An 18,802-nucleotide genomic window follows, 5' to 3' on the forward strand; every position below is an offset into this window, starting at 1 on the left:
TTAAGGGCAAAAGTGTACTTTTTTAGCGATAAAGTGGTTACTTTTGTGATAACAGATAGCTTATTATGGCATTCTGTCAGTTGTGGTACAGGAATTGTGGTAGGCTTTAGGACGATATGAGGAGGATATGTATTTTTAATAATTAAATGATTTTGATTTTAAGAGATGAAGAGACTTTTAATTGTTTTTAGTGTTGCATTAATGTTGTTATCATCATGTGTAACAAGTAAGAAGACTTCTAATACTGGTAATCCTGTAGCTTTTGTGGAGGCGAGAAATTACTTTCATATTGGTGACGAAACGAAACCTATCATCAAAAAAATTACTTCTCAAACTGAGTTTGAAAAGCAATTTGGTGAAGCAGCATATATGGGGAAGGGTGGTCAGCCTACCCACATTGATTTTAAGAAAAGCTTTGTAGTGGCTTACATCCTACCTGTTACGAATCTAAAGACTGATCTTCGTCCTATCTCTCTCACGGAGGTTGGCAACAAGGAGTTGCTTTTAACTTATGATTTAAAGCAAGGCGCAAAGCAGAGTTATTCTACACAACCGTTCTTTATCCTCATTGTTAATAAGAAATATGAGGGTTACAAAATAAAGTAAAGGTGGTGTTTTTATTTACATAAAACTTCTCTCTTAATGCTTGCCTAAGTGTAGAAAGAAGACAAGAGTAAATGATGATAGATTGATATGGAGGTTAACTGAAAATCATCAGTTTTCATTTTCCTGTCACTTCTGTCATCTTTTCGTTATGTATAATTCATTAATAACCAGTAAATTAAGTGAAATGTTAAAACTGACAGCAACCATGATTAAAATATAACTTGCATATTTAGGGAAAGTAAGGGGTCTGTGTAACATTGTAGAAAGTATAATAGAATGCACCTCTCAATATTTACTTCATCTTCTATCAATACTATGAAAATACTTTATCTAAAGTAAATTACAAAAGAGTTTATGAATCCTATAATCTATAGTGTTGGATGAAAAGGATGGTTTTAGGATTGAATTTCTTTGTTTGCGTTTATTGGTTATGTAGGAATAGATGGTGTTTTGCATGGTTACAGGCACTTACTTGATATCATACTAACACCTAATTGATATGGTGCTAAACTTTAGAAACAAAAAAGGTATCAGGCTTTACAGCCTGATACCTCATATTTATCAGATGTGCAAGTAGTAATTACTTACTCTCTTCCATCTTCTTCTTCAAATCAGCAAGTACGTCAAGGTCGCCGAGAGAGGTGCTAGCAGCTACATTGTTAATGCCAGCTGCATCCTTCTGTGCCTTTGGTGCGCGTTGACGACGTGGCTCTTCCTTAACCTCTTCGAATGTACGAGAGTGAGAAAGGATAATACGCTTTGTGTCCTTAACAAACTCGATTACCATGAATGGGAGAACCTCACCAAGCTGAGCCTGTGTGCCATCCTGCTTAACAAGGTGCTTTGGTGTTGCGAAACCTTCGCCACCTTCTGTAAGAGTAATCACTGCACCCTTATCCATAGACTCGGTAATCTTACCTTCGTGGATAGTACCTGGAGTGTAGATCTTCTCGTATTCATCCCAAGGATTAGTTTCTAACTGCTTGTGACCGAGGCTCAAACGACGATTCTCCTTATCTATTTCGAGAACAACAACATCAATGTCTGCACCTTGAGTTGTAAACTCTGATGGGTGCTTAACCTTCTTAGTCCAAGAGAGGTCGCTGATGTGAATCAAGCCATCAACACCTTCCTCTAACTCTACGAAGATACCAAAGTTAGTGAAGTTACGAACCTTTGCTGTGTGCTTAGAACCTACAGGGTACTTAACCTCGATGGTCTCCCATGGGTCTTCTTTGAGCTGCTTGATACCGAGAGACATCTTGCGCTCCTCGCGGTCGAGTGTAAGGATAACTGCCTCAACCTCATCACCAACCTTCATGAACTCCTGTGCAGAACGTAGGTGCTGACTCCAACTCATCTCTGAGACGTGGATCAATCCCTCTACACCTGGCTGAATCTCTACGAATGCACCATAGTCTGCCATAACGACAACCTTACCCTTAACGTGGTCGCCAACTTTGAGGTTAGGATCGAGTGAATCCCAAGGATGTGGAGTGAGTTGCTTCAAACCGAGAGCAATACGCTTCTTCTCTTCATCGAAGTCGAGGATAACAACCTTGATCTTCTGGTCGAGAGCAACAACCTCATGAGGATCACTTACGCGACCCCAAGATAAGTCTGTGATGTGTACGAGTCCGTCAACACCACCGAGGTCAACGAATACGCCATAAGAAGTGATATTCTTAACAGTACCCTCGAGGATCTGACCTTTCTCCAAGTGAGAGATAATCTCCTTGCGTTGTGCTTCAAGTTCTGCCTCAATAAGTGCCTTGTGTGATACGACTACGTTACGGAACTCTTGGTTGATCTTAACGACCTTGAACTCCATTGTCTTACCAACGAATACATCGTAGTCACGTATAGGATGAACGTCAATCTGGCTACCAGGAAGGAATGCCTCAATACCGAATACGTCAACAATCATACCACCCTTAGTGCGGCTCTTGATGTAACCTTGGATAACCTCATCGTTCTCCAAAGCCTTGTTGATATTCTCCCAGCTCTTCTGGAGACGAGCTTTTTTATGAGAGAGAACGAGTTGACCACGCTTGTCTTCTTGGCTCTCTACATAAACCTCAACCTTGTCACCAGGCTTGAGATCTGGGTTGTAACGGAATTCAGAAGCAGGGATAATACCATCGCTCTTGTAGCCGATGTTAACAACTACTTCCTTCTTGTCAGCTGAAATAACAGTACCTTCAACTACTTGGTGTTCCTGGATCTTGTTGAGTGTTTCGTTGTAAGCCTTTGCAAGGTCATCCTTACTAGCTTCGGTTTGTGTACCGTTTTCGAACTCATCCCAGTTGAAGTCAGCTAAAGGCTGTACATTCTGGACGTCTTTGAAATTTGTCATAAAGTGTTTAAAAAATAATTTAATTAATAAAGTTTGACTTTATATTACCTTGTACGAATGGGCTGAGTATGCCCAAATCGGGTGCAAAGATACTAATAATATTCTGTATATCAACGTTTTTGATTACCTTTTTTTACCTTTTTCCTCTTCTTCTTCCAAATATCACTTAACTTATTGAAGTCTTTTTTCAGGATAAGTCCTATTCCTTGTGTTGTAAGTGAGTTGCGAGTAAAATAGCGATCATTCGTTTGATTATAAACTCTGAAAGCGAAATTTCCGTTTGGTGATAAGAGATAACGGATGTCAAAATCACCAATGAAAGAAGAGCTGTTCTTCGCTACATTATCACGATAACCGAATTGCCCATTGAATAAAAGTCGATTATTGAGTATGCTACCAGATAAAGTTCCTTCGTACTCAGCATTATCGAATCCTTCGTTACCTGTGGCAATATTAGCACCGAAGTTCCAGTTATTCGTGTTGATTACATTTGACAACACAGTGTTAATCTGTTGAGATATTGTTCCCGATAAGAGGCTCTGCATAGCGAGTGAAGTCCCACTTGGAGTTCTATTCCCTTGTGCTGTACTGTTATTGTTACTCTGCGGATAAAAGCGTCCTACAGCAAGTAGATAAAGCACCTGTTGGTTAAGTTCTTGTTCCGAATTTAATATAGATCGAACCATCTGCTGTGCATCAGAAGAGAGGCTGGGAAGGTCAAGTCCAAAGGTAACTGTAGGTGAAGCTGGTGTACCTTTTATGTCTAATAAACAATTGACCTTCGTGTTGTTAGAACTAAAAGAATTGCCAAGTCCAAGGTCACTCAATGGTACGGAGTTGATAGTGTAGACTCCCTTTAGATCCAATGCAGCATTGAAAGGGTCACCCCCGAATGCAATAGTAGAGCCTTGTTGGAATGTAAACTGCTTCTTAATGATGTTCTGTATAGTGAGGTTATATTGCCCGTAGTTTACATTGTAATTACCAAAGAGTTGGAATGCTCCTTTATTATAATAGGTTGCACGGATGATACCAGAGCCGTTGAGTTTGATATTATCACCTGTTGCTTCATCCATTAAGACACCCAATGTTAGGTTAGGATTGGTCTTTAAGATGAAGTTCATACGCAAGTCACTTGATATGTTAGCAAGTTCGGAGTTGATTATTGGATGTCCTGAAGAGGTCGTCTTAGCCATTGATGGTGTCTCCTTAGTCTCTACATTCTCTTTTTGTGTACTATCTTTCGGGATGTTCACCCAATGGATAAAGTTGTTCGTTCCAGCTTCATTGGTTGATGCCGCATTGTAAGTAATAAATGTATTCTTACAAGGTTTCAATTCAACATCCAATGTCGTTGTACCTGGGGCACCCTTAATATGACAATTGCCAGTGGCGTATACCACTCCCCAGAACGATTCCTGTCCCAGATGTTTAGGGAAGTTATAAGAGAGAAGGTTCTGTGCTTCGATATTTATATCATACGTGAGGTGTCGCAAGCTATTGTGGTGTAATCCTCCTGTTACAATACCAAGATGCCCATAGGAATCTGTAATTGTGTCATTGGCAAAGATAATCTCGTTTGGAATGATACGCACATGCCCATGCGTTAAATCGTAGGTCGTTCCTGTTGGCTTGATATAAACATTGCCATAAGCCTCCATGTCTCCCTCAAGATTTACGTCACTTAGAGGTCCAACAACCTTACACCATCCGTTAGCTCTAAGTTTTATCTTGTCCATGAAAGAGTTACAAAAAGTCTTGAGGAATGATAGATGAGTGTTATGTGCATAAATAGGAAGGTTGATATAACTGTTCTTTATGTCTACATACCCCTTGATATCAGTTATAGCCCCATCGTTTGTGTCGGCGTGTGCATCAATTCCAATCTTACCCTCCTTATCGTAATTTGCATTAGCATAGAGGATCCCCATGTCTCCATCCTCAAACTTAAAGTTATGTACTTCAAGGTTCGCTTCCATCTTTGGTTGATGGAAGAAAGATTTGATAGATGCTGTTCCTGATGCGATACCAGCGAAACTAACACTATGGAAGTTGACAAGATCGAGAATATATGGTACATCAATTTCCTTGAACTTTACGATGATAGAATCATTCATACTACCTGAAGTAACACCATTCACAATAATGTGTTGATTACGATTGGATACCTCGAAATGACTGATATTGAGGTTGTTCTTACGATAAGATAAGTCGGATGGTAGTACACTTAATGTGATAGTATCAATGTTAATCTCAGACGGATTGAAATGTAATTGTGTCTCCAAATCACCATTATGACGTGAAAAAGCAGCAAAACTACTGATATTCCCGTGCATTATCGTGTGACCTGGTATTTGGAATTTAATGTCGGAATTGATCGTATTGTTCTTAATGAGTCCCTCTGCATTGACCGTTATATGAGGACCTTTAGTTCCCTTTCTTTCTCCACAAAGTCGAGCGTGTAGTCCTTCTGGCTGGGTGGAGAGGTTAATGGACAAGTTCTGTAATAGTTGTCCTGCGTATGTAACATTAGCTGCACCAATAGATAAGTCTATCTCATTCCGCCCCTCGTTAATCATACCATTAGCAGTGATAGGATAGGGGGAAACGATGGTGGTGTTTAGTAATTGATTGATTAATTGTGTGTTGTTAAGCCTTAGTGAGAATGTATAAGCATTTCTCCCTTTTGCTATAGAATATTTTGGATGTGAATAGACAATACTCGGGAGGTAATGTCCTAATACACTTTGAATACTCTGAGGAAGTGTTTGGTAATCGTATTGTCCGTTAATATCAATTTCTCCGAAATCGGTCTTTGCCTTTATTGATTTGGCAAGAAGTCCGTTGTTCATTGCCACATTGATATGGTCTAAATTTATATTCTGTTGCTCTCCACCCATAGCGATTTGGGAGACATCCAACGTACCTATTATATTATTAAAGTTCGATCCGGCTCCCTTAATATGACTTCTGAAAGAGAAGGTTCTGTTTCCCAGTGCGTTGGTTAAATGCAATGCAGAAAGATTGACACTTTGAGCATTGATAGATATATCTGCAGACAGTCTCTCTCTCTTCTTGATAAAGGCTAAAACATTATTGGCTTTACCCTCGAATGATAGTTTTCCGTTAGGATCATTGATTGCTATTTTTCCTATAAAAGCATCATTTCTGAATAAACCATCAAGGTGAATGTTTTTATAGTTGTATCCTTTATATCCGAAAGAATGAATATCACCCTTAGCTAAGATATACGAAAGGTCTGCTTTACCATCAATAAGGATGTTTGTACTAATGGTACCAAAGTCAGGATTGGCGATTACTCGTCCAATGTTAAAGTCAGATGTGTTTACCTTAGCACGGATATTCTCACCATGTATATTGGTCGTTAATTGTGCTGTTCCAGCACTACTCCTTAATATTCCATGTGCATTGAGATTACCCCGAATAGAGGAGATAGAACCTTTATAATAAAGGTCACCAAGGTTGTTAAGTGCCGATGGTAGTGTTTGGTGTGCAAGTTTCGCAATGATATTTAATGTTTCATTGTTGACTTTTACAGGATTAAGGAAGAACTCCCAGTTGGGCTTATTGCCAATATTATTAATCCAACCTTTGGCATGCAATAGTGTTGATTGTGCGTTGTTGTTTATTGACAGATGATTGATTCTAAGTTTACGATATGTACCATTTGCTTCTACTATGATTGAATATCTGGTGTAGATATTCCTTAAGTTGGTTGACAAAGGGGCAAAGTCAGCAGGTGTTATCTCTGCTTTGAATCCTTTAATAACGTATTTCAAGCTATTGTCTACAAGCTTTTTATCTTTTAATTTGTAATTAGTAGATAGCTTTTTAAACCTTATATAACTATTAGATAATGTGAGATCAAAGTCTTTAATAGTAGCATGCTGTTGGTTTGCTTTCGTTTCAAAAGCAAGTTGTTTAACCGTTGCTCCAGAAGCATCACTAAATGATAAGGATTTGAGATGAACCCAAAGGTTATTGTCATCTAGTTTGTTTAAGATAATATGTGAAGAAATATTACTTAATTCAAGATGGCTTATATTGAATTTATTGGGTGTCTTCGGAGCATCGAATACATCATATTTTAATTTACCATTGCGAATGACAAGACTATTAATAGATAAGTGCAATGGCGATTTCTTGCTATTGTCTTTGGAAGCTAAAGAATCTAAGACAAATTGGAAGTTGGACTTAGCATCCCTGTTTGTCTTGTATAAGTTAGCATCTAATCCAAAGATTTGTGCAGATGAGATGTTTATGTCCCCAGTACGAAGTAAGGGTAGAATGTCAACTTTCGCACCAATACGAGAAGCTGAAATCATCTTCTTTTTACTTTGATCATATATGAGAATATCATCAAGAATGAATCTGTTGAGAATGCCTAAGTTTATGCGTCCAATGCGAACTTCTGTTCCTAATTTTGTCGAAGCGGCGTCAGCTACCTTATGTGCAACAAAAGCCTGTATCGTTGGTATGTGCAACAATACAATCAAGGTAATATAAAGACCCACTAAAGTCCATATAATCCATCGGAAGGTGGTTCTAAGCTTCTTCAATGCGTCTGCAAAACTACTAAAAAAAGACTTCGTGCTGAAATAAATACATATAAATGTTCCTAATGTCCTTAAATTTTGCTACATTTGCACAATATTCATGAATGAAATAAGATAATATCGCATTTATATCATTGTTATGGCAAATGTAATTAAGTTACGAAAGGGCTTAGACATTAACCTTACAGGACGTGCACAGGAGCAGATGTTGTCTGTGAAATCACCTACGGAATATGCTTTGGTTCCTGATGATTTCCCGGGATTGACACCTAAAGTGACCGTCCGTGAAGGTGACCATGTTCGAGCTGGTGACCCCTTATTTGTTGACAAAGGGTGCACTGAAGTTAGCTTCGCTTCTCCTGTGAGTGGTACAGTCACAGCTATTGAACGTGGAGAAAGACGTAAGGTGTTGCGTGTGAAGATTACTGCTGATGCGCAGCAGGAGTATGCTGACTTTGGTGTGAAGGACGTGGCGGGCTTATCCGCAGATGATGTCAAGGCTTCTTTGTTGCAGGCGGGATTGTTTGGTTATATCAACCAGCTACCTTATGCTGTTGCTACACGTCCAGACACAGAACCAAAGGCTATTTTCGTGTCAGCACTTCGTGATAAACCTTTGCAGGGCGACTTCGAGTTTGAGTTGAATGGTCAGGAGAAGGACTTCCAGACTGGTTTAACTGCTCTCGCCAAGATTGCAAAGGTTTATTTGGGTATTGGTATTAAGCAATCGGCTTCTGCGTTGATTAGTGCAAAGGACGTAGAGGTAACAGCTTTTGATGGTCCTTGCCCAGCAGGTAATGTTGGTGTACAGGTAAATCATATCGACCCAGTCAATAAAGGTGAAGTGGTATGGACTGTTGACCCAACAGCCGTTATCTTCTTTGGTCGCTTGTTCAATACAGGTAAGGTTAACCTCACTCGTCGTGTTGCTATAGCAGGTAGTATGGTAAAGCAGACAGGTTATGTTGATGCCCTCGTGGGTACTCCATTGAAGCAGATTCTTACAGACAACATCGTTGATGGTTGTAGCGTTCGTATCCTCAATGGTAATCCTCTCACTGGCGTTATTGCTAACGACGAGTCTGTGCTTGGTGCACATACTTCAGAGGTTACTGTTATACCAGAAGGTGATGATGTAAATGAAATCTTTGGCTGGATATTACCCCGTTTCAATGATTTTTCAACCTCGCGTAGTTACTTCACTTGGTTACAGGGAAAGAAGACCTATAACCTTGATGCTCGCATAAAAGGTGGTGAACGGCACATGATTATGAGCGGAGAGTATGATAAGGTTTTACCCATGGATATATATGGTGAGTATCTCGTTAAATCAATTATCTCAGGTAATATTGATCGTCAAGAAGAATTAGGAATTTATGAAGTAAGTCCTGAAGACTTCGCTCTTGCAGAGTTTGTTGATAGTTCAAAATTACCATTGCAGAAGATTGTTCGTGAGGGATTAGATATCCTTAGAAAAGAGAATGCATAGGGGTCAAAAGCCCACAATAACTTTAACTATAGTTTTAAATGAAGTTTCTCAGAGTGTTATTAATGATAATTCCATCAGCTGTTATAGACGTAAAAGGATGTAAACCATGCTTGATGAGTGCATTACAAATGCTTTGTAGTAACATTACAAAAGGCTTGTAATAACATTACAGCTAACTTGTAATAGCATTACAAAGGCTTTGTAACAATTTGGAAACTGAAACTTTGGACTTTAAGAACCCTATAATAAAAGTATTATGAGTTTAAGAAATTATCTCGATAAGATACGCCCAAACTTTGAAGAGGGCGGAAAGCTTCACGCTTTCAAGAGTGTCTTCGATGGTTTCGAGACGTTCCTTTATGTTCCTAACGAGACATCAAAGAGCGGAACTTCTATCCATGACGCTATTGACTCGAAGCGAATAATGAGTATAGTAGTACTTTCGTTGGTACCAGCTATGCTCTTCGGTATGTATAATATCGGCTATCAGAACGCATTAGCAGCTGGTAAGCTGGCTGATGCTACCTGCTGGGGAATGTTCCTCTATGGTATGCTTGCCCTGTTGCCAAAGATTCTTGTGTCTTACATTGTCGGTCTGGGCATTGAGTTTGCTTGGGCACAGTGGAAGGGTGAGGAAATTCAGGAAGGTTATCTTGTGTCAGGTATTCTGATTCCATTGATTATCCCTGTGACCACACCACTTTGGATTCTTGTGCTTGCAGTAGCCTTTGCTGTTATCTTCACGAAGGAAATCTTCGGTGGAACAGGTATGAATATCTTCAACGTTGCATTGGCTGCACGTGCATTCCTCTTCTTCTCTTATCCGAGCAAGATGACTGGCGACAGCATCTGGGTAGCAAAGGATTCTATCTTTGGGCTTGGTTACACCTTACCTGATGGCTTCACTATGGCAACCCCACTTGGGCAAATTGCACAAGGTACTCACATTGGTCACAATCTGAACGATATGATCATAGGATTGATCCCTGGCTCTGTCGGTGAGACATCTGTTATTGCCATTGCAATAGGTGCTATCATTCTTTTATGGACCAATATTGCAAGTTGGAAGACAATGTTAAGTGTCTTTATCGGTGGTACGGTCATGGGACTTATCTTCCAATCAAGTGGTGCAACGCCAATTCACTGGTATGAGCACCTCGTACTTGGTGGCTTCTGTTTTGGTGCAGTCTTTATGGCAACCGACCCAGTCACCTCTGCTCGTACAGAGACTGGTAAGTGGTTCTATGGATTCTTCATTGGTGCAATGGCTATCATTATCCGTGTGTTGAATCCAGGCTATCCAGAGGGTATGATGCTCGCCATCCTCTTTGGTAATATGTTTGCACCACTTATTGATTATTGTGTAGTTCAGTCAAACATCAGCAAGCGCGCAAAGCGTGCTAAATAAATAAGGAGGAGAAAGAAATGAAAACAAATAGTAATTCTTATACAATTACCTATTCTATCATCCTCGTGCTGATAGTGGCTTTCTTACTTGCCTTTGTATTCCAAGCATTAAAACCAATGCAGGATGCTAACGTACAGCTTGATCAGCAGAAACAGATCTTGTTTGCACTCAATCAGGATCGTAACATGACCAATGAACAGGCTGTTGAGCTATGGAAGAAGATTATCATTGCGGATGATATTATCAATAGCGATGGTAAAGTGGTTGAGGCTGGTAAGCAAGGAGGCGTTGATGCTGGCTTTAAGCTGAATAGTAAAGATGCTAAAGAAGGTAAACTCGCCTTATTCCGTTGTAAGGTAAATGGAGAGGTTAAGTATGTCATCCCTGTCTATGGTAATGGTCTTTGGGGACCTATCAATGGCTTTATTGCTATTAATGGCGATAAGAGAACTGTATTTGGAGCTTATTTTAATCATGAAAGTGAGACGGCTGGTCTTGGAGCAGAAATAAAAGACAATGCTGACTGGCAAGCTAAGTTCAAGGGAAAGAAGCTCTTTGCTGATGATAACAATCAGAAGATTGCCTTGTCTGTGGAGAAGAAGATAGAAGATCCAAAGACACAAGTTGATGCTGTTACTGGTGCTACACTTACCAGTAATGGTGTGACAGAGATGTTCCATTCAGATAAAGGTGGACTTCAACCTTACGTTAAATTCCTGATAAGCAAATAACATTCATAATCTTTTAGAACGATAAGAAAATGGATTTATTCTCAAAGCAAAATAGAGAAGTGTTCAGTAATCCGCTGAATCTGGATAACCCAATTATGGTTCAGGTACTCGGTATCTGTTCTGCACTTGCTGTAACTTCACAGTTGAAGCCAGCGATTGTTATGGGACTTGCTGTAACTATTATCACAGCATTCTCCAATGTTATTATTTCACTCATCCGCAACACAATCCCTAATCGTATTCGTATCATTGTACAGTTGGTGGTTGTTGCTGCACTTGTAACCATCGTAAGTCAAATCCTCAAAGCAGTAGCTTATGATGTTAGTGTACAGCTCTCTGTCTATGTCGGCTTGATTATTACCAACTGTATTCTTATGGGTCGCTTAGAAGCTTTTGCCATGACTAATAAGCCTTGGCCTAGTTTCCTTGATGGCATCGGAAACGGCTTGGGGTATGCTATGATCCTTGTTATCGTTGGTGCTTTCCGAGAGTTCTTCGGTCGTGGATCATTGCTTGGTTTCAAGATTCTCCCACAGAGTCTTTATGATGCAGGCTATATGGATAATGGTATGATGACAATGCCGGCAATGGCGCTCATCCTACTTGGTTGTGTTATTTGGATTCATCGTTCATATTTCTATAAAGAAGATAAGAAGTAATTATGGAACATCTTATTAGTTTATTCTTCCGGTCCATCTTTGTGGACAATATGATTTTCGCATTCTTCCTCGGTATGTGTTCTTACCTTGCTGTATCAAAGAGTGTGAAAACGTCATTAGGTCTTGGAGCAGCCGTAACATTCGTATTGCTCGTTACGACACCAGTCAATTATCTACTATTAACAAAGGTTCTCGGACCTGATTGTTTGGCTGATGGTGTCGACTTGACCTACCTTAGTTTTATCCTCTTTATCGCGGTCATTGCAGGTATCGTTCAGATAGTTGAAATGGCAGTAGAAAGGTATTCTCCTTCGCTCTATGGTGCTTTGGGTATCTTCTTACCATTGATTGCAGTGAATTGTGCTATCATGGGAGCATCGCTTTTCATGCAACAGCGTATAGGTCTTGATCCATCAAGTACACAATATATCGGCTCTTTCTGGGATGCTCTCGTTTATGGTCTTGGTTCTGGTTTGGGCTGGACTTTGGCTATCGTGGCAATGGGTGCTATCCGTGAGAAGATGGAGTATTCAGATGTACCAAAGCCTTTGCAGGGACTTGGTATCACGTTTATCACAGTAGGACTGATGGCTATGGCAATGATGTGCTTCTCTGGTCTTAAAATCTAAGTAAACAATGGGACAATTCATAACAACAAGTATTATAGTATTCTTGATCACTATCCTTGTATTAGTGATTCTGCTGCTTGTGGCTAAAAAGTATCTCAGTCCAAGTGGGAAAGTGACGATAACTATTAATGGTGACAAGCAGATGACTGTTGATCAGGGTAGCTCGGTTATGGCTACACTGAATGAGAATGGTGTATTCCTGCCTTCTGCCTGCGGTGGAAAGGCTAGCTGTGGTCAATGTAAGGTACAGGTAGTTGAAGGCGGTGGCGAGATACTCGATTCTGAACGTCCACACTTCAGTCGTAAGGAGATAAAGGATCATTGGCGCCTTGGATGCCAGTGTAAGGTAAAGGGCGATATGTCACTCAAAGTACCTGAATCTGTCATGGGCGTTAAGGAATGGGAGTGTACAGTTATCTCTAACAAGAATGTTTCTTCCTTCATAAAGGAGTTCAAGGTTGCATTACCTCCAGGTGAGCACATGGACTTTATCCCAGGCTCTTATGCACAGATTAAGATCCCTGCATACGATTGCATTGACTATGACAAGGATTTCGATAAGAATGATATTGGTGAGGAATATATCGGTACATGGAAGAAGTTTAACATCCTCTCTCTAAAGGCTCACAACCCTGAAGAGACTGTGCGTGCCTATTCCATGGCGAACTATCCAGCTGAAGGTGACATCATCACATTGACGGTTCGTATTGCTTCAACCCCATTCCTCCCACGTCCGCAAGTAGGTTTCCAAGATGTACCAACAGGTATTGGCTCATCTTACATCTTCTCACTTAAGCCAGGAGATAAGGTTATGATGAGTGGACCATACGGTGACTTCCATCCAAACTTCACCTCTGGTAAGGAGATGATATGGATTGGTGGTGGTGCTGGTATGGCTCCTTTGCGTGCGCAGATCATGCACATGACAAAGACCTTACACACTCGTGATCGTGAGATGCACTTCTTCTATGGTGCTCGTGCATTGGGTGAAGCCTTCTTCTTGGAGGATTTCTGGGAGCTTGAAAAGGAATATCCAAACTTCCATTTCCACCTTTCTCTTGACCGACCAGACCCTGTTGCTGATGCTGCAGGTGTGAAGTATTACACTGGCTTTGCGGTTAATTGCATTCGTGATGAGTACTTGAAAGATCACGAGGCACCTGAGGATTGCGAGTATTACTTATGTGGACCTCCAATGCTTATCAAGACTGTTACCGATTATCTCGATAGTCTTGGTGTTGAAAAGGATGCAATCATGTACGATAACTTCGGATAATTTAAAACTGATAAAGCATGTTCTGTGAAGTAAGTCATAGGACATGCTTTTTAAAAATAGAGATGACTCCATGTGAGTATCTCCGTTTTTTGATTTGTAGAAAAGGTTATGTGCGCTTTTTTCATCGGTCGGTAAAGTTCTATTGTGGTATCATCATCCAAAGAACTTTCTCTTTTAATTTGAATAGATAATGCTTACAAAGGATTTAGTTTATAAATAAAGAGTCATAATTATGAAGAATCTTTTGATTAAAGCTAACATATTTCTGTGTCTGTCATTGATGACAATTTGCGCTCATGCACAATCTGGCAAAGTCGTAATAGGCAAGGGAGGCATAGAAGCTCGTTACTTAGGTGAATCGAAGACAATGTATCATTGTGAAGTGCAAGACGATTTTTGGATTTCTAAGACGAAAGCTCGTGTTATTGTGTACAGGGCTGTGAAGGGACAGGGTTTTGTTATTCCTAATTTTGAAAAGGTTCTTGTTTATCAACAACCGAGGAAGTCTAAAGTTCTAGCAATTATAGTGACACCCCAAGGCGACTTACCTGATTGTTATCGTTGTCTTGGTGTTGTTAATAACTATTATAAGGTTCAAACAGTACTTGGTATTGTTGGTTATGTGTTGAAAAGCCGTTTCTTTTGGGATTCTATTTGTACATTTTAATACTTCATAGCGGTACTATCAGTTTCTGTAATTTATCTTTATGAGGATGAAATATCTAAAACTTATTTGGAGGCATTGGTAATATCAACCACATCTGTTTTATAATTTAGAGCCTTTCGATGTGTTTCAATGAGTGTAGTCGTGTAAATCTTTATTGCAGATACAAGACAAGAAAGTGTGCCAAAATGCTGATTTAGCATCCGCCACACTTTCTATTATAATTAAACTCTTTAGTCAGGCAATATAAGATATTACCTACTTGCGTTTTAAGATACGCTGTGCACAATCTGATAAGACAACTACCGCGGATGCTAAAATACAGACATCCTTGATTACTAATCGCCCTGCACCTGTCAATAACGGGAATCCATGTTCGCCACTACCAAGGTCGGGTACCCATGCTTCGGGCGTTGTGACAAGGAACGACAGAGTACCTAAAGTCATTAAGATGACTAACCCCGTACCAACGAAACCAACCTTCGGAAACCATATACCTAATAATGTCAAGATACCGAAAGTCATAATTGCAATACCCAAACCATGCGAGAAGGTATAAGTGTTGTTGGCCTCATGCCACTCGTGTTTAACCTTATCGAACTCACCTTCCTTTAGCTTATAATCCTTGTATTCAGGCGCATCTTTCGTATAAAAGAAGCTCATAAACGGACTGTTAGCAACGAATGGAACGATTCCTTCTGCCTCATAGTTCCAGAACTTCAAACCGCCTATCCACACGAAGATAATGAATATCGCAATACGTATAAAATTGATTCCCACGCCCTTAATTGAGGCTGCAATCTCAAGTACTGTATGCACCAGTGCTGTGATCTTATTCATAGATTCTTAACCTTTTAATTAATTGATAAATATTCTTTTAACGCCTGCAAAGATATATACTTTTGTCCAATTAAAACGAAAGAAGTTGTATTTATTACAAAAAATACCGCATTCATGGTATGTAATCATGCTGTAAGAGGATGCTAACTAACCCTGATGTGTAAAAGAGGTGAGTGCTTGAACGTTAATTCCTATCCCTCTTTTTGCATCAACGACTTCGGACTTTGTGGAGCTGATAGCGTCACTTTCACATTCTTATAACCCATTGCCTTTAGGAATTGAGAGAACTGTTCGCGTGCATTCTCTTCGGCTATCTTGATATTTGCAGGCGTCATGCAGCGTGCTATCATCTTGTTATATGCACGGCGATAAAGGGCTTCGCGGTCGGCTGATGACCAATTCCCTTTCTCAAAGAACGAGCGTGTGTGCGCTTCATCAATGAAGTTTCTGTCCAAGAGTTCGATAGGAGGTAGCTTGGCAACTACGATACTGTCATCCTCAACTTGCAGCCATTGCGGTTCTGCGTGATGCAGGTCTATTCCCATACGAATCGTTCCGTAATAGATTCTCACCAGTTCGTCGTCGGAGAAGAAACCATGATTAATGGTGTCAATGAGTTCCTCGTCATTGATAGAAAGGAACTCCCACTGCCCGATGTCTTGTATCTCTTGAATGCGAGTAGGCGTTATGTCAATCTTATTGTCAGTTTTTATACCAATCTCATTGGACGCATTCAACCATGAGAAGGCACCGATAAGGATAATAACAAAGACCACGAGAAGTAACAGACAGCCCATTGCTTTCTTCTCCTTTGTGATGAAATCAACCATCTTCTGCCCTTTCTTTTCTTGCTGATGAGCCTTGGGTAACTTGTTCATAGGCGTTTTCTCTTCCATCATTTAGTCCTCCTTATTAGCTTCAATAAAGTTACGTATATCATTGATGGTAAACTTCTTGCGGAAAGAAACCGTCACATCAGCATCCTTATAACCAAGTTGTGTGAAGATAGGAACCAACTGTCGGGCAGCACTCTTCTGTGCTTCTTCTATGATCCCCATCTGTGGTATGGCATTAAGAATCTGTTTCCTCCCTTGCGCCTCATAGTTAGTTAGTTCAGCATCAGAGAAGTTCTGCCGTGTTAAAGCTACATATTTCTTTACTTCTTGATGGTCTATTTTAGTCGAGGTAAGTACAATCTTTGGGTCAGGAAGTGTGATAATAATCTGCTTCCCATGGCGTTGCACATTCTTCGCGTCGAACGATGAGAGATCGATATACGCTTTTATCGTCGCCGTCATGGGGATGGCAATGCGGCGTTCACCCAATGGCAGGTTCACACTGAAGTCTTTTTTCATAAACGAACCAGACACTTTCATCTCATCATCGTGCGTGATAATCTTATGAATATGGTATTCTGTCGTATAGAGTCGGGAGCATTCTTGTACCTGCGTGACCAACATCGGTATCGTATCGAGTGCCTTATTGGTTGCGCCATCATCAGTGTTCTTGTTCTTACAAGCCCCCAATGTGAGAACCAGTAAAGCAATTATAGGAATTATTCTCTTCATCTTCTTTGTTGTTAAACACCGCAAAGATACAAAAAATAGTTGTCTCTTTTCATTCAAAATAATAATTAGTTTAAGTTGACGTATTAATGCGTTAACGAGTAGACACAACTCTTTTACCTTTTTACTCTTTTACCTTTTTACTTTTCAGAGTTCCTGTTTCCTTGTCAACCAGTCAACTTATTATCCTTTCCCAATTACGAATTTTAATTGAGGAAGTGTGTTTTTTAGATGTTACCAGCATCTCATTGCCTTTTTTTTTCGTACTTTTGTACCTTTAAAAATCATAGTTCGAAGTATTGAGGATAATAGTCAATGGAGTCACTCAAGGAAATCTTTAGAATAGGAAAAGGTCCATCCAGTAGCCATACGATGGGGCCTCAGCGTGCTGCAATCATCTTTGCCGAACGTCACTCGGAAGCGTCACGTTTTGAGGTAACGTTGTATGGCAGTTTGGCTGCAACAGGTAAGGGACACATGACGGATAAGGCAATTATCGACGTACTAAAGCCCATTGCACCTGTTAACATCATCTGGCAGCCAAGTATCTTCTTGCCTTATCATCCTAATGGAATGGAGTTTAGGGCTTATAACGAGGCTGGGGAGCAAAGCGAGGAATGGATTGTTTATAGTGTCGGAGGTGGTGCCTTGTCGGAAGGAAAGGCTACGGATGATTACTTCAAACATCCGGAAGTGTACGATCTGCATACTTTGAAAGATATTCAAGCATGGTGCGAACATCACGGAAGAGGCTATTGGGAATATGTAAAGCAGTGTGAGGATGATGATTTCTGGGACTATCTCCGTGAAGTGTGGCATACTATGCAGGCGGCTGTTGAGCGTGGATTGGATAGTGAAGGGGCATTGCCTGGTCCACTGAATTTGGCTCGTAAAGCTCCAACTTATTATATCAAAGCACGTGGTTATAAGCCTTCCTTGCAGAGTCGCGGTATGGTTTATGCCTATGCCTTGGCGGTGAGTGAGGAGAACGCATCGAACGGAACGATTGTTACAGCACCTACTTGCGGTGCGTGCGGAGTAGTTCCTGCGGTGCTTTATCACCTCTCCAAGGGACATGACTTTACAGAGACTAAGATCTTACATGCCCTTGCAACGGCAGGACTCTTTGGTAACATTGTGAAGTACAATGCGTCTATCTCTGGTGCAGAAGTAGGTTGTCAAGGTGAGGTGGGGGTTGCTTGTGCAATGGCATCAGCTGCTTCTTGCCAGCTATTCGGTGGTAGTCCTTCACAGATAGAATATGCTGCGGAGATGGGACTGGAGCACCATCTCGGAATGACCTGCGACCCAGTTTGTGGTTTAGTACAGATTCCTTGTATTGAGCGTAACGCCTTCGCTGCCTGTAGAGCATTAGATGCTCAACTCTACGCATCGTTTAGTGATGGTAGTCACCGTGTATCTTTTGATAGGGTTGTAGAGGTGATGAAGCAGACAGGACACGATATCCCGTCATTGTACAAAGAGACGAGTGAGGGTGGATTAGCGAAGGATTATCAGGTGTAAGAGTAGGATATAAACCCCACCCAACCTCCCCCAAGGGGAGGAGTGCCTAACGGAAGCAAGTTAGGGGAGGCTCTTCTTTAATTCAAAATTCAAAGTTCACAATTCAAAATTGTGATTAGGTAGAGTGGATAAGTAGACTGGTTAACAAGTTGACGAGTTGCTTGTTCTGTGGAAAACAATACTATTTAACGTGAGTTCGACGAATTATAAATGTCTATAAATTTGGTGATTAGCGAAATTTGTTGTAACTTTAAGGAGCTAATATACAAACAGTTACAAACAAAAATCGCTATGATCACCGAGGACAAAGTTACTGAAATATTTTGTATGGCAGATGACTTCTGCAAGTTTTTTGATGCAATGACAGCAAAATATACGCTAAAACCTACAGGAAAAAGGAAATATCATCGAAATTCTACAATGTCAAAGGCAGAAGTTATGCTGATAATAATCCTTTTCCACGATTCTGGTTATCGTT

The 18,802-nt window shown here is 40.4% G+C and carries 14 protein-coding genes and 1 pseudogene; 10 read left to right on the forward strand and 5 right to left on the reverse strand.

The annotated features are described in order from the left end of the window. Window positions 1–165 precede the first annotated feature (165 nt). A complete protein-coding gene (locus tag D464_RS0111660; protein WP_018911534.1) occupies window positions 166–606 on the forward strand; it encodes a hypothetical protein in 441 nt (146 codons plus the stop codon). Window positions 607–1,186: 580 nt separating this feature from the next. Here the strand turns inward: D464_RS0111660 and rpsA are convergent. Further along, window positions 1,187–2,962, reverse strand: coding sequence for a 30S ribosomal protein S1 (rpsA, locus tag D464_RS0111665; RefSeq protein WP_018911535.1), 1,776 nt, complete (start codon window positions 2,960–2,962; stop codon window positions 1,187–1,189). 110 nt (window positions 2,963–3,072) lie between these two features. Then, window positions 3,073–7,542: a translocation/assembly module TamB domain-containing protein gene (locus tag D464_RS0111670; RefSeq protein WP_018911536.1), complete on the reverse strand. Its 4,470-nt coding sequence runs from the start codon at window positions 7,540–7,542 to the stop codon at window positions 3,073–3,075. Window positions 7,543–7,678: 136 nt separating this feature from the next. Here D464_RS0111670 and D464_RS0111675 point away from each other — a divergent pair, with 136 nt between their 5' ends. The 7 genes from D464_RS0111675 (at window position 7,679) to D464_RS0111705 (ending at window position 14,398) form a co-directional block, all read left to right on the forward strand. After that, window positions 7,679–9,028 carry a Na(+)-translocating NADH-quinone reductase subunit A gene (locus D464_RS0111675; protein ID WP_018911537.1) on the forward strand — a complete coding sequence of 450 codons (1,350 nt, stop codon included), beginning with the start codon at window positions 7,679–7,681 and terminating at the stop codon, window positions 9,026–9,028. Between the two features lie 256 nt (window positions 9,029–9,284). Continuing rightward, a complete protein-coding gene (locus D464_RS0111680) occupies window positions 9,285–10,436 on the forward strand; it encodes an NADH:ubiquinone reductase (Na(+)-transporting) subunit B (protein ID WP_018911538.1) in 1,152 nt (383 codons plus the stop codon). A 17-nt stretch (window positions 10,437–10,453) separates the two neighbouring features. Beyond that, window positions 10,454–11,167 (forward strand): NADH:ubiquinone reductase (Na(+)-transporting) subunit C, encoded by a 714-nt coding sequence (gene nqrC / locus D464_RS0111685; RefSeq protein ID WP_018911539.1) that lies wholly within the window; start codon window positions 10,454–10,456, stop codon window positions 11,165–11,167. Window positions 11,168–11,196: 29 nt separating this feature from the next. Further along, on the forward strand, window positions 11,197–11,826 hold the full coding sequence (locus D464_RS0111690) for an NADH:ubiquinone reductase (Na(+)-transporting) subunit D (protein WP_004381992.1): 630 nt from the start codon (window positions 11,197–11,199) through the stop codon (window positions 11,824–11,826). 2 nt (window positions 11,827–11,828) lie between these two features. After that, complete coding sequence (gene nqrE, locus D464_RS0111695; protein ID WP_018911540.1) at window positions 11,829–12,455, forward strand: NADH:ubiquinone reductase (Na(+)-transporting) subunit E; 627 nt, start codon at window positions 11,829–11,831, stop codon at window positions 12,453–12,455. Between the two features lie 7 nt (window positions 12,456–12,462). Then, window positions 12,463–13,731 (forward strand): NADH:ubiquinone reductase (Na(+)-transporting) subunit F, encoded by a 1,269-nt coding sequence (gene nqrF, locus D464_RS0111700; RefSeq protein ID WP_004381994.1) that lies wholly within the window; start codon window positions 12,463–12,465, stop codon window positions 13,729–13,731. 232 nt (window positions 13,732–13,963) lie between these two features. Next, on the forward strand, window positions 13,964–14,398 hold the full coding sequence (locus tag D464_RS0111705) for a hypothetical protein (RefSeq protein ID WP_024985931.1): 435 nt from the start codon (window positions 13,964–13,966) through the stop codon (window positions 14,396–14,398). Between the two features lie 255 nt (window positions 14,399–14,653). Here the strand turns inward: D464_RS0111705 and D464_RS0111710 are convergent, their stop codons facing one another. The 3 genes from D464_RS0111710 to D464_RS0111720 form a co-directional block, all read right to left on the reverse strand. Continuing rightward, on the reverse strand, window positions 14,654–15,235 hold the full coding sequence (locus D464_RS0111710) for a DUF417 family protein (RefSeq protein ID WP_004381996.1): 582 nt from the start codon (window positions 15,233–15,235) through the stop codon (window positions 14,654–14,656). 191 nt (window positions 15,236–15,426) lie between these two features. Continuing rightward, the gene (locus tag D464_RS0111715; protein ID WP_018911542.1) at window positions 15,427–16,134 is read right to left on the reverse strand and encodes a DUF4230 domain-containing protein; all 708 of its coding nucleotides are present in this window, start codon (window positions 16,132–16,134) and stop codon (window positions 15,427–15,429) included. Further along, window positions 16,135–16,803, reverse strand: a complete 669-nt coding sequence (locus tag D464_RS0111720; protein ID WP_018911543.1) for a DUF4230 domain-containing protein — start codon at window positions 16,801–16,803, stop codon at window positions 16,135–16,137. A gap of 312 nt (window positions 16,804–17,115) precedes the next feature. Here D464_RS0111720 and D464_RS0111725 point away from each other — a divergent pair, with 312 nt between their 5' ends. Together D464_RS0111725 and D464_RS13855 are read left to right on the forward strand one after the other, a co-directional pair. Further along, window positions 17,116–18,324, forward strand: coding sequence for an L-serine ammonia-lyase (locus D464_RS0111725; RefSeq protein WP_018911544.1), 1,209 nt, complete (start codon window positions 17,116–17,118; stop codon window positions 18,322–18,324). Window positions 18,325–18,615: 291 nt separating this feature from the next. Continuing rightward, window positions 18,616–18,802: pseudogene (locus D464_RS13855) on the forward strand (IS982 family transposase); the annotation flags it as partial.

The organism is Prevotella veroralis DSM 19559 = JCM 6290, assembly GCF_000377625.1.
In the GTDB taxonomy this organism is placed as follows: Bacteria; Bacteroidota; Bacteroidia; order Bacteroidales; family Bacteroidaceae; genus Prevotella; species Prevotella veroralis.

Excerpts from the sequence above, each read along its gene's own strand:
- D464_RS0111660 (WP_018911534.1), top strand. The coding sequence starts at position 166 with ATGAAGAGACTTTTAATTGTTTTTAGTGTTGCATTAATGTTGTTATCA.
- rpsA (WP_018911535.1), bottom strand. The coding sequence starts at position 2,962 with ATGACAAATTTCAAAGACGTCCAGAATGTACAGCCTTTAGCTGACTTC.
- D464_RS0111675 (WP_018911537.1), top strand. The coding sequence starts at position 7,679 with ATGGCAAATGTAATTAAGTTACGAAAGGGCTTAGACATTAACCTTACA.
- D464_RS0111680 (WP_018911538.1), top strand. The coding sequence starts at position 9,285 with ATGAGTTTAAGAAATTATCTCGATAAGATACGCCCAAACTTTGAAGAG.
- nqrC (WP_018911539.1), top strand. The coding sequence starts at position 10,454 with ATGAAAACAAATAGTAATTCTTATACAATTACCTATTCTATCATCCTC.
- D464_RS0111690 (WP_004381992.1), top strand. The coding sequence starts at position 11,197 with ATGGATTTATTCTCAAAGCAAAATAGAGAAGTGTTCAGTAATCCGCTG.
- nqrE (WP_018911540.1), top strand. The coding sequence starts at position 11,829 with ATGGAACATCTTATTAGTTTATTCTTCCGGTCCATCTTTGTGGACAAT.
- nqrF (WP_004381994.1), top strand. The coding sequence starts at position 12,463 with ATGGGACAATTCATAACAACAAGTATTATAGTATTCTTGATCACTATC.
- D464_RS0111705 (WP_024985931.1), top strand. The coding sequence starts at position 13,964 with ATGAAGAATCTTTTGATTAAAGCTAACATATTTCTGTGTCTGTCATTG.
- D464_RS0111710 (WP_004381996.1), bottom strand. The coding sequence starts at position 15,235 with ATGAATAAGATCACAGCACTGGTGCATACAGTACTTGAGATTGCAGCC.
- D464_RS0111715 (WP_018911542.1), bottom strand. The coding sequence starts at position 16,134 with ATGATGGAAGAGAAAACGCCTATGAACAAGTTACCCAAGGCTCATCAG.
- D464_RS0111720 (WP_018911543.1), bottom strand. The coding sequence starts at position 16,803 with ATGAAGAGAATAATTCCTATAATTGCTTTACTGGTTCTCACATTGGGG.
- D464_RS0111725 (WP_018911544.1), top strand. The coding sequence starts at position 17,116 with ATGGAGTCACTCAAGGAAATCTTTAGAATAGGAAAAGGTCCATCCAGT.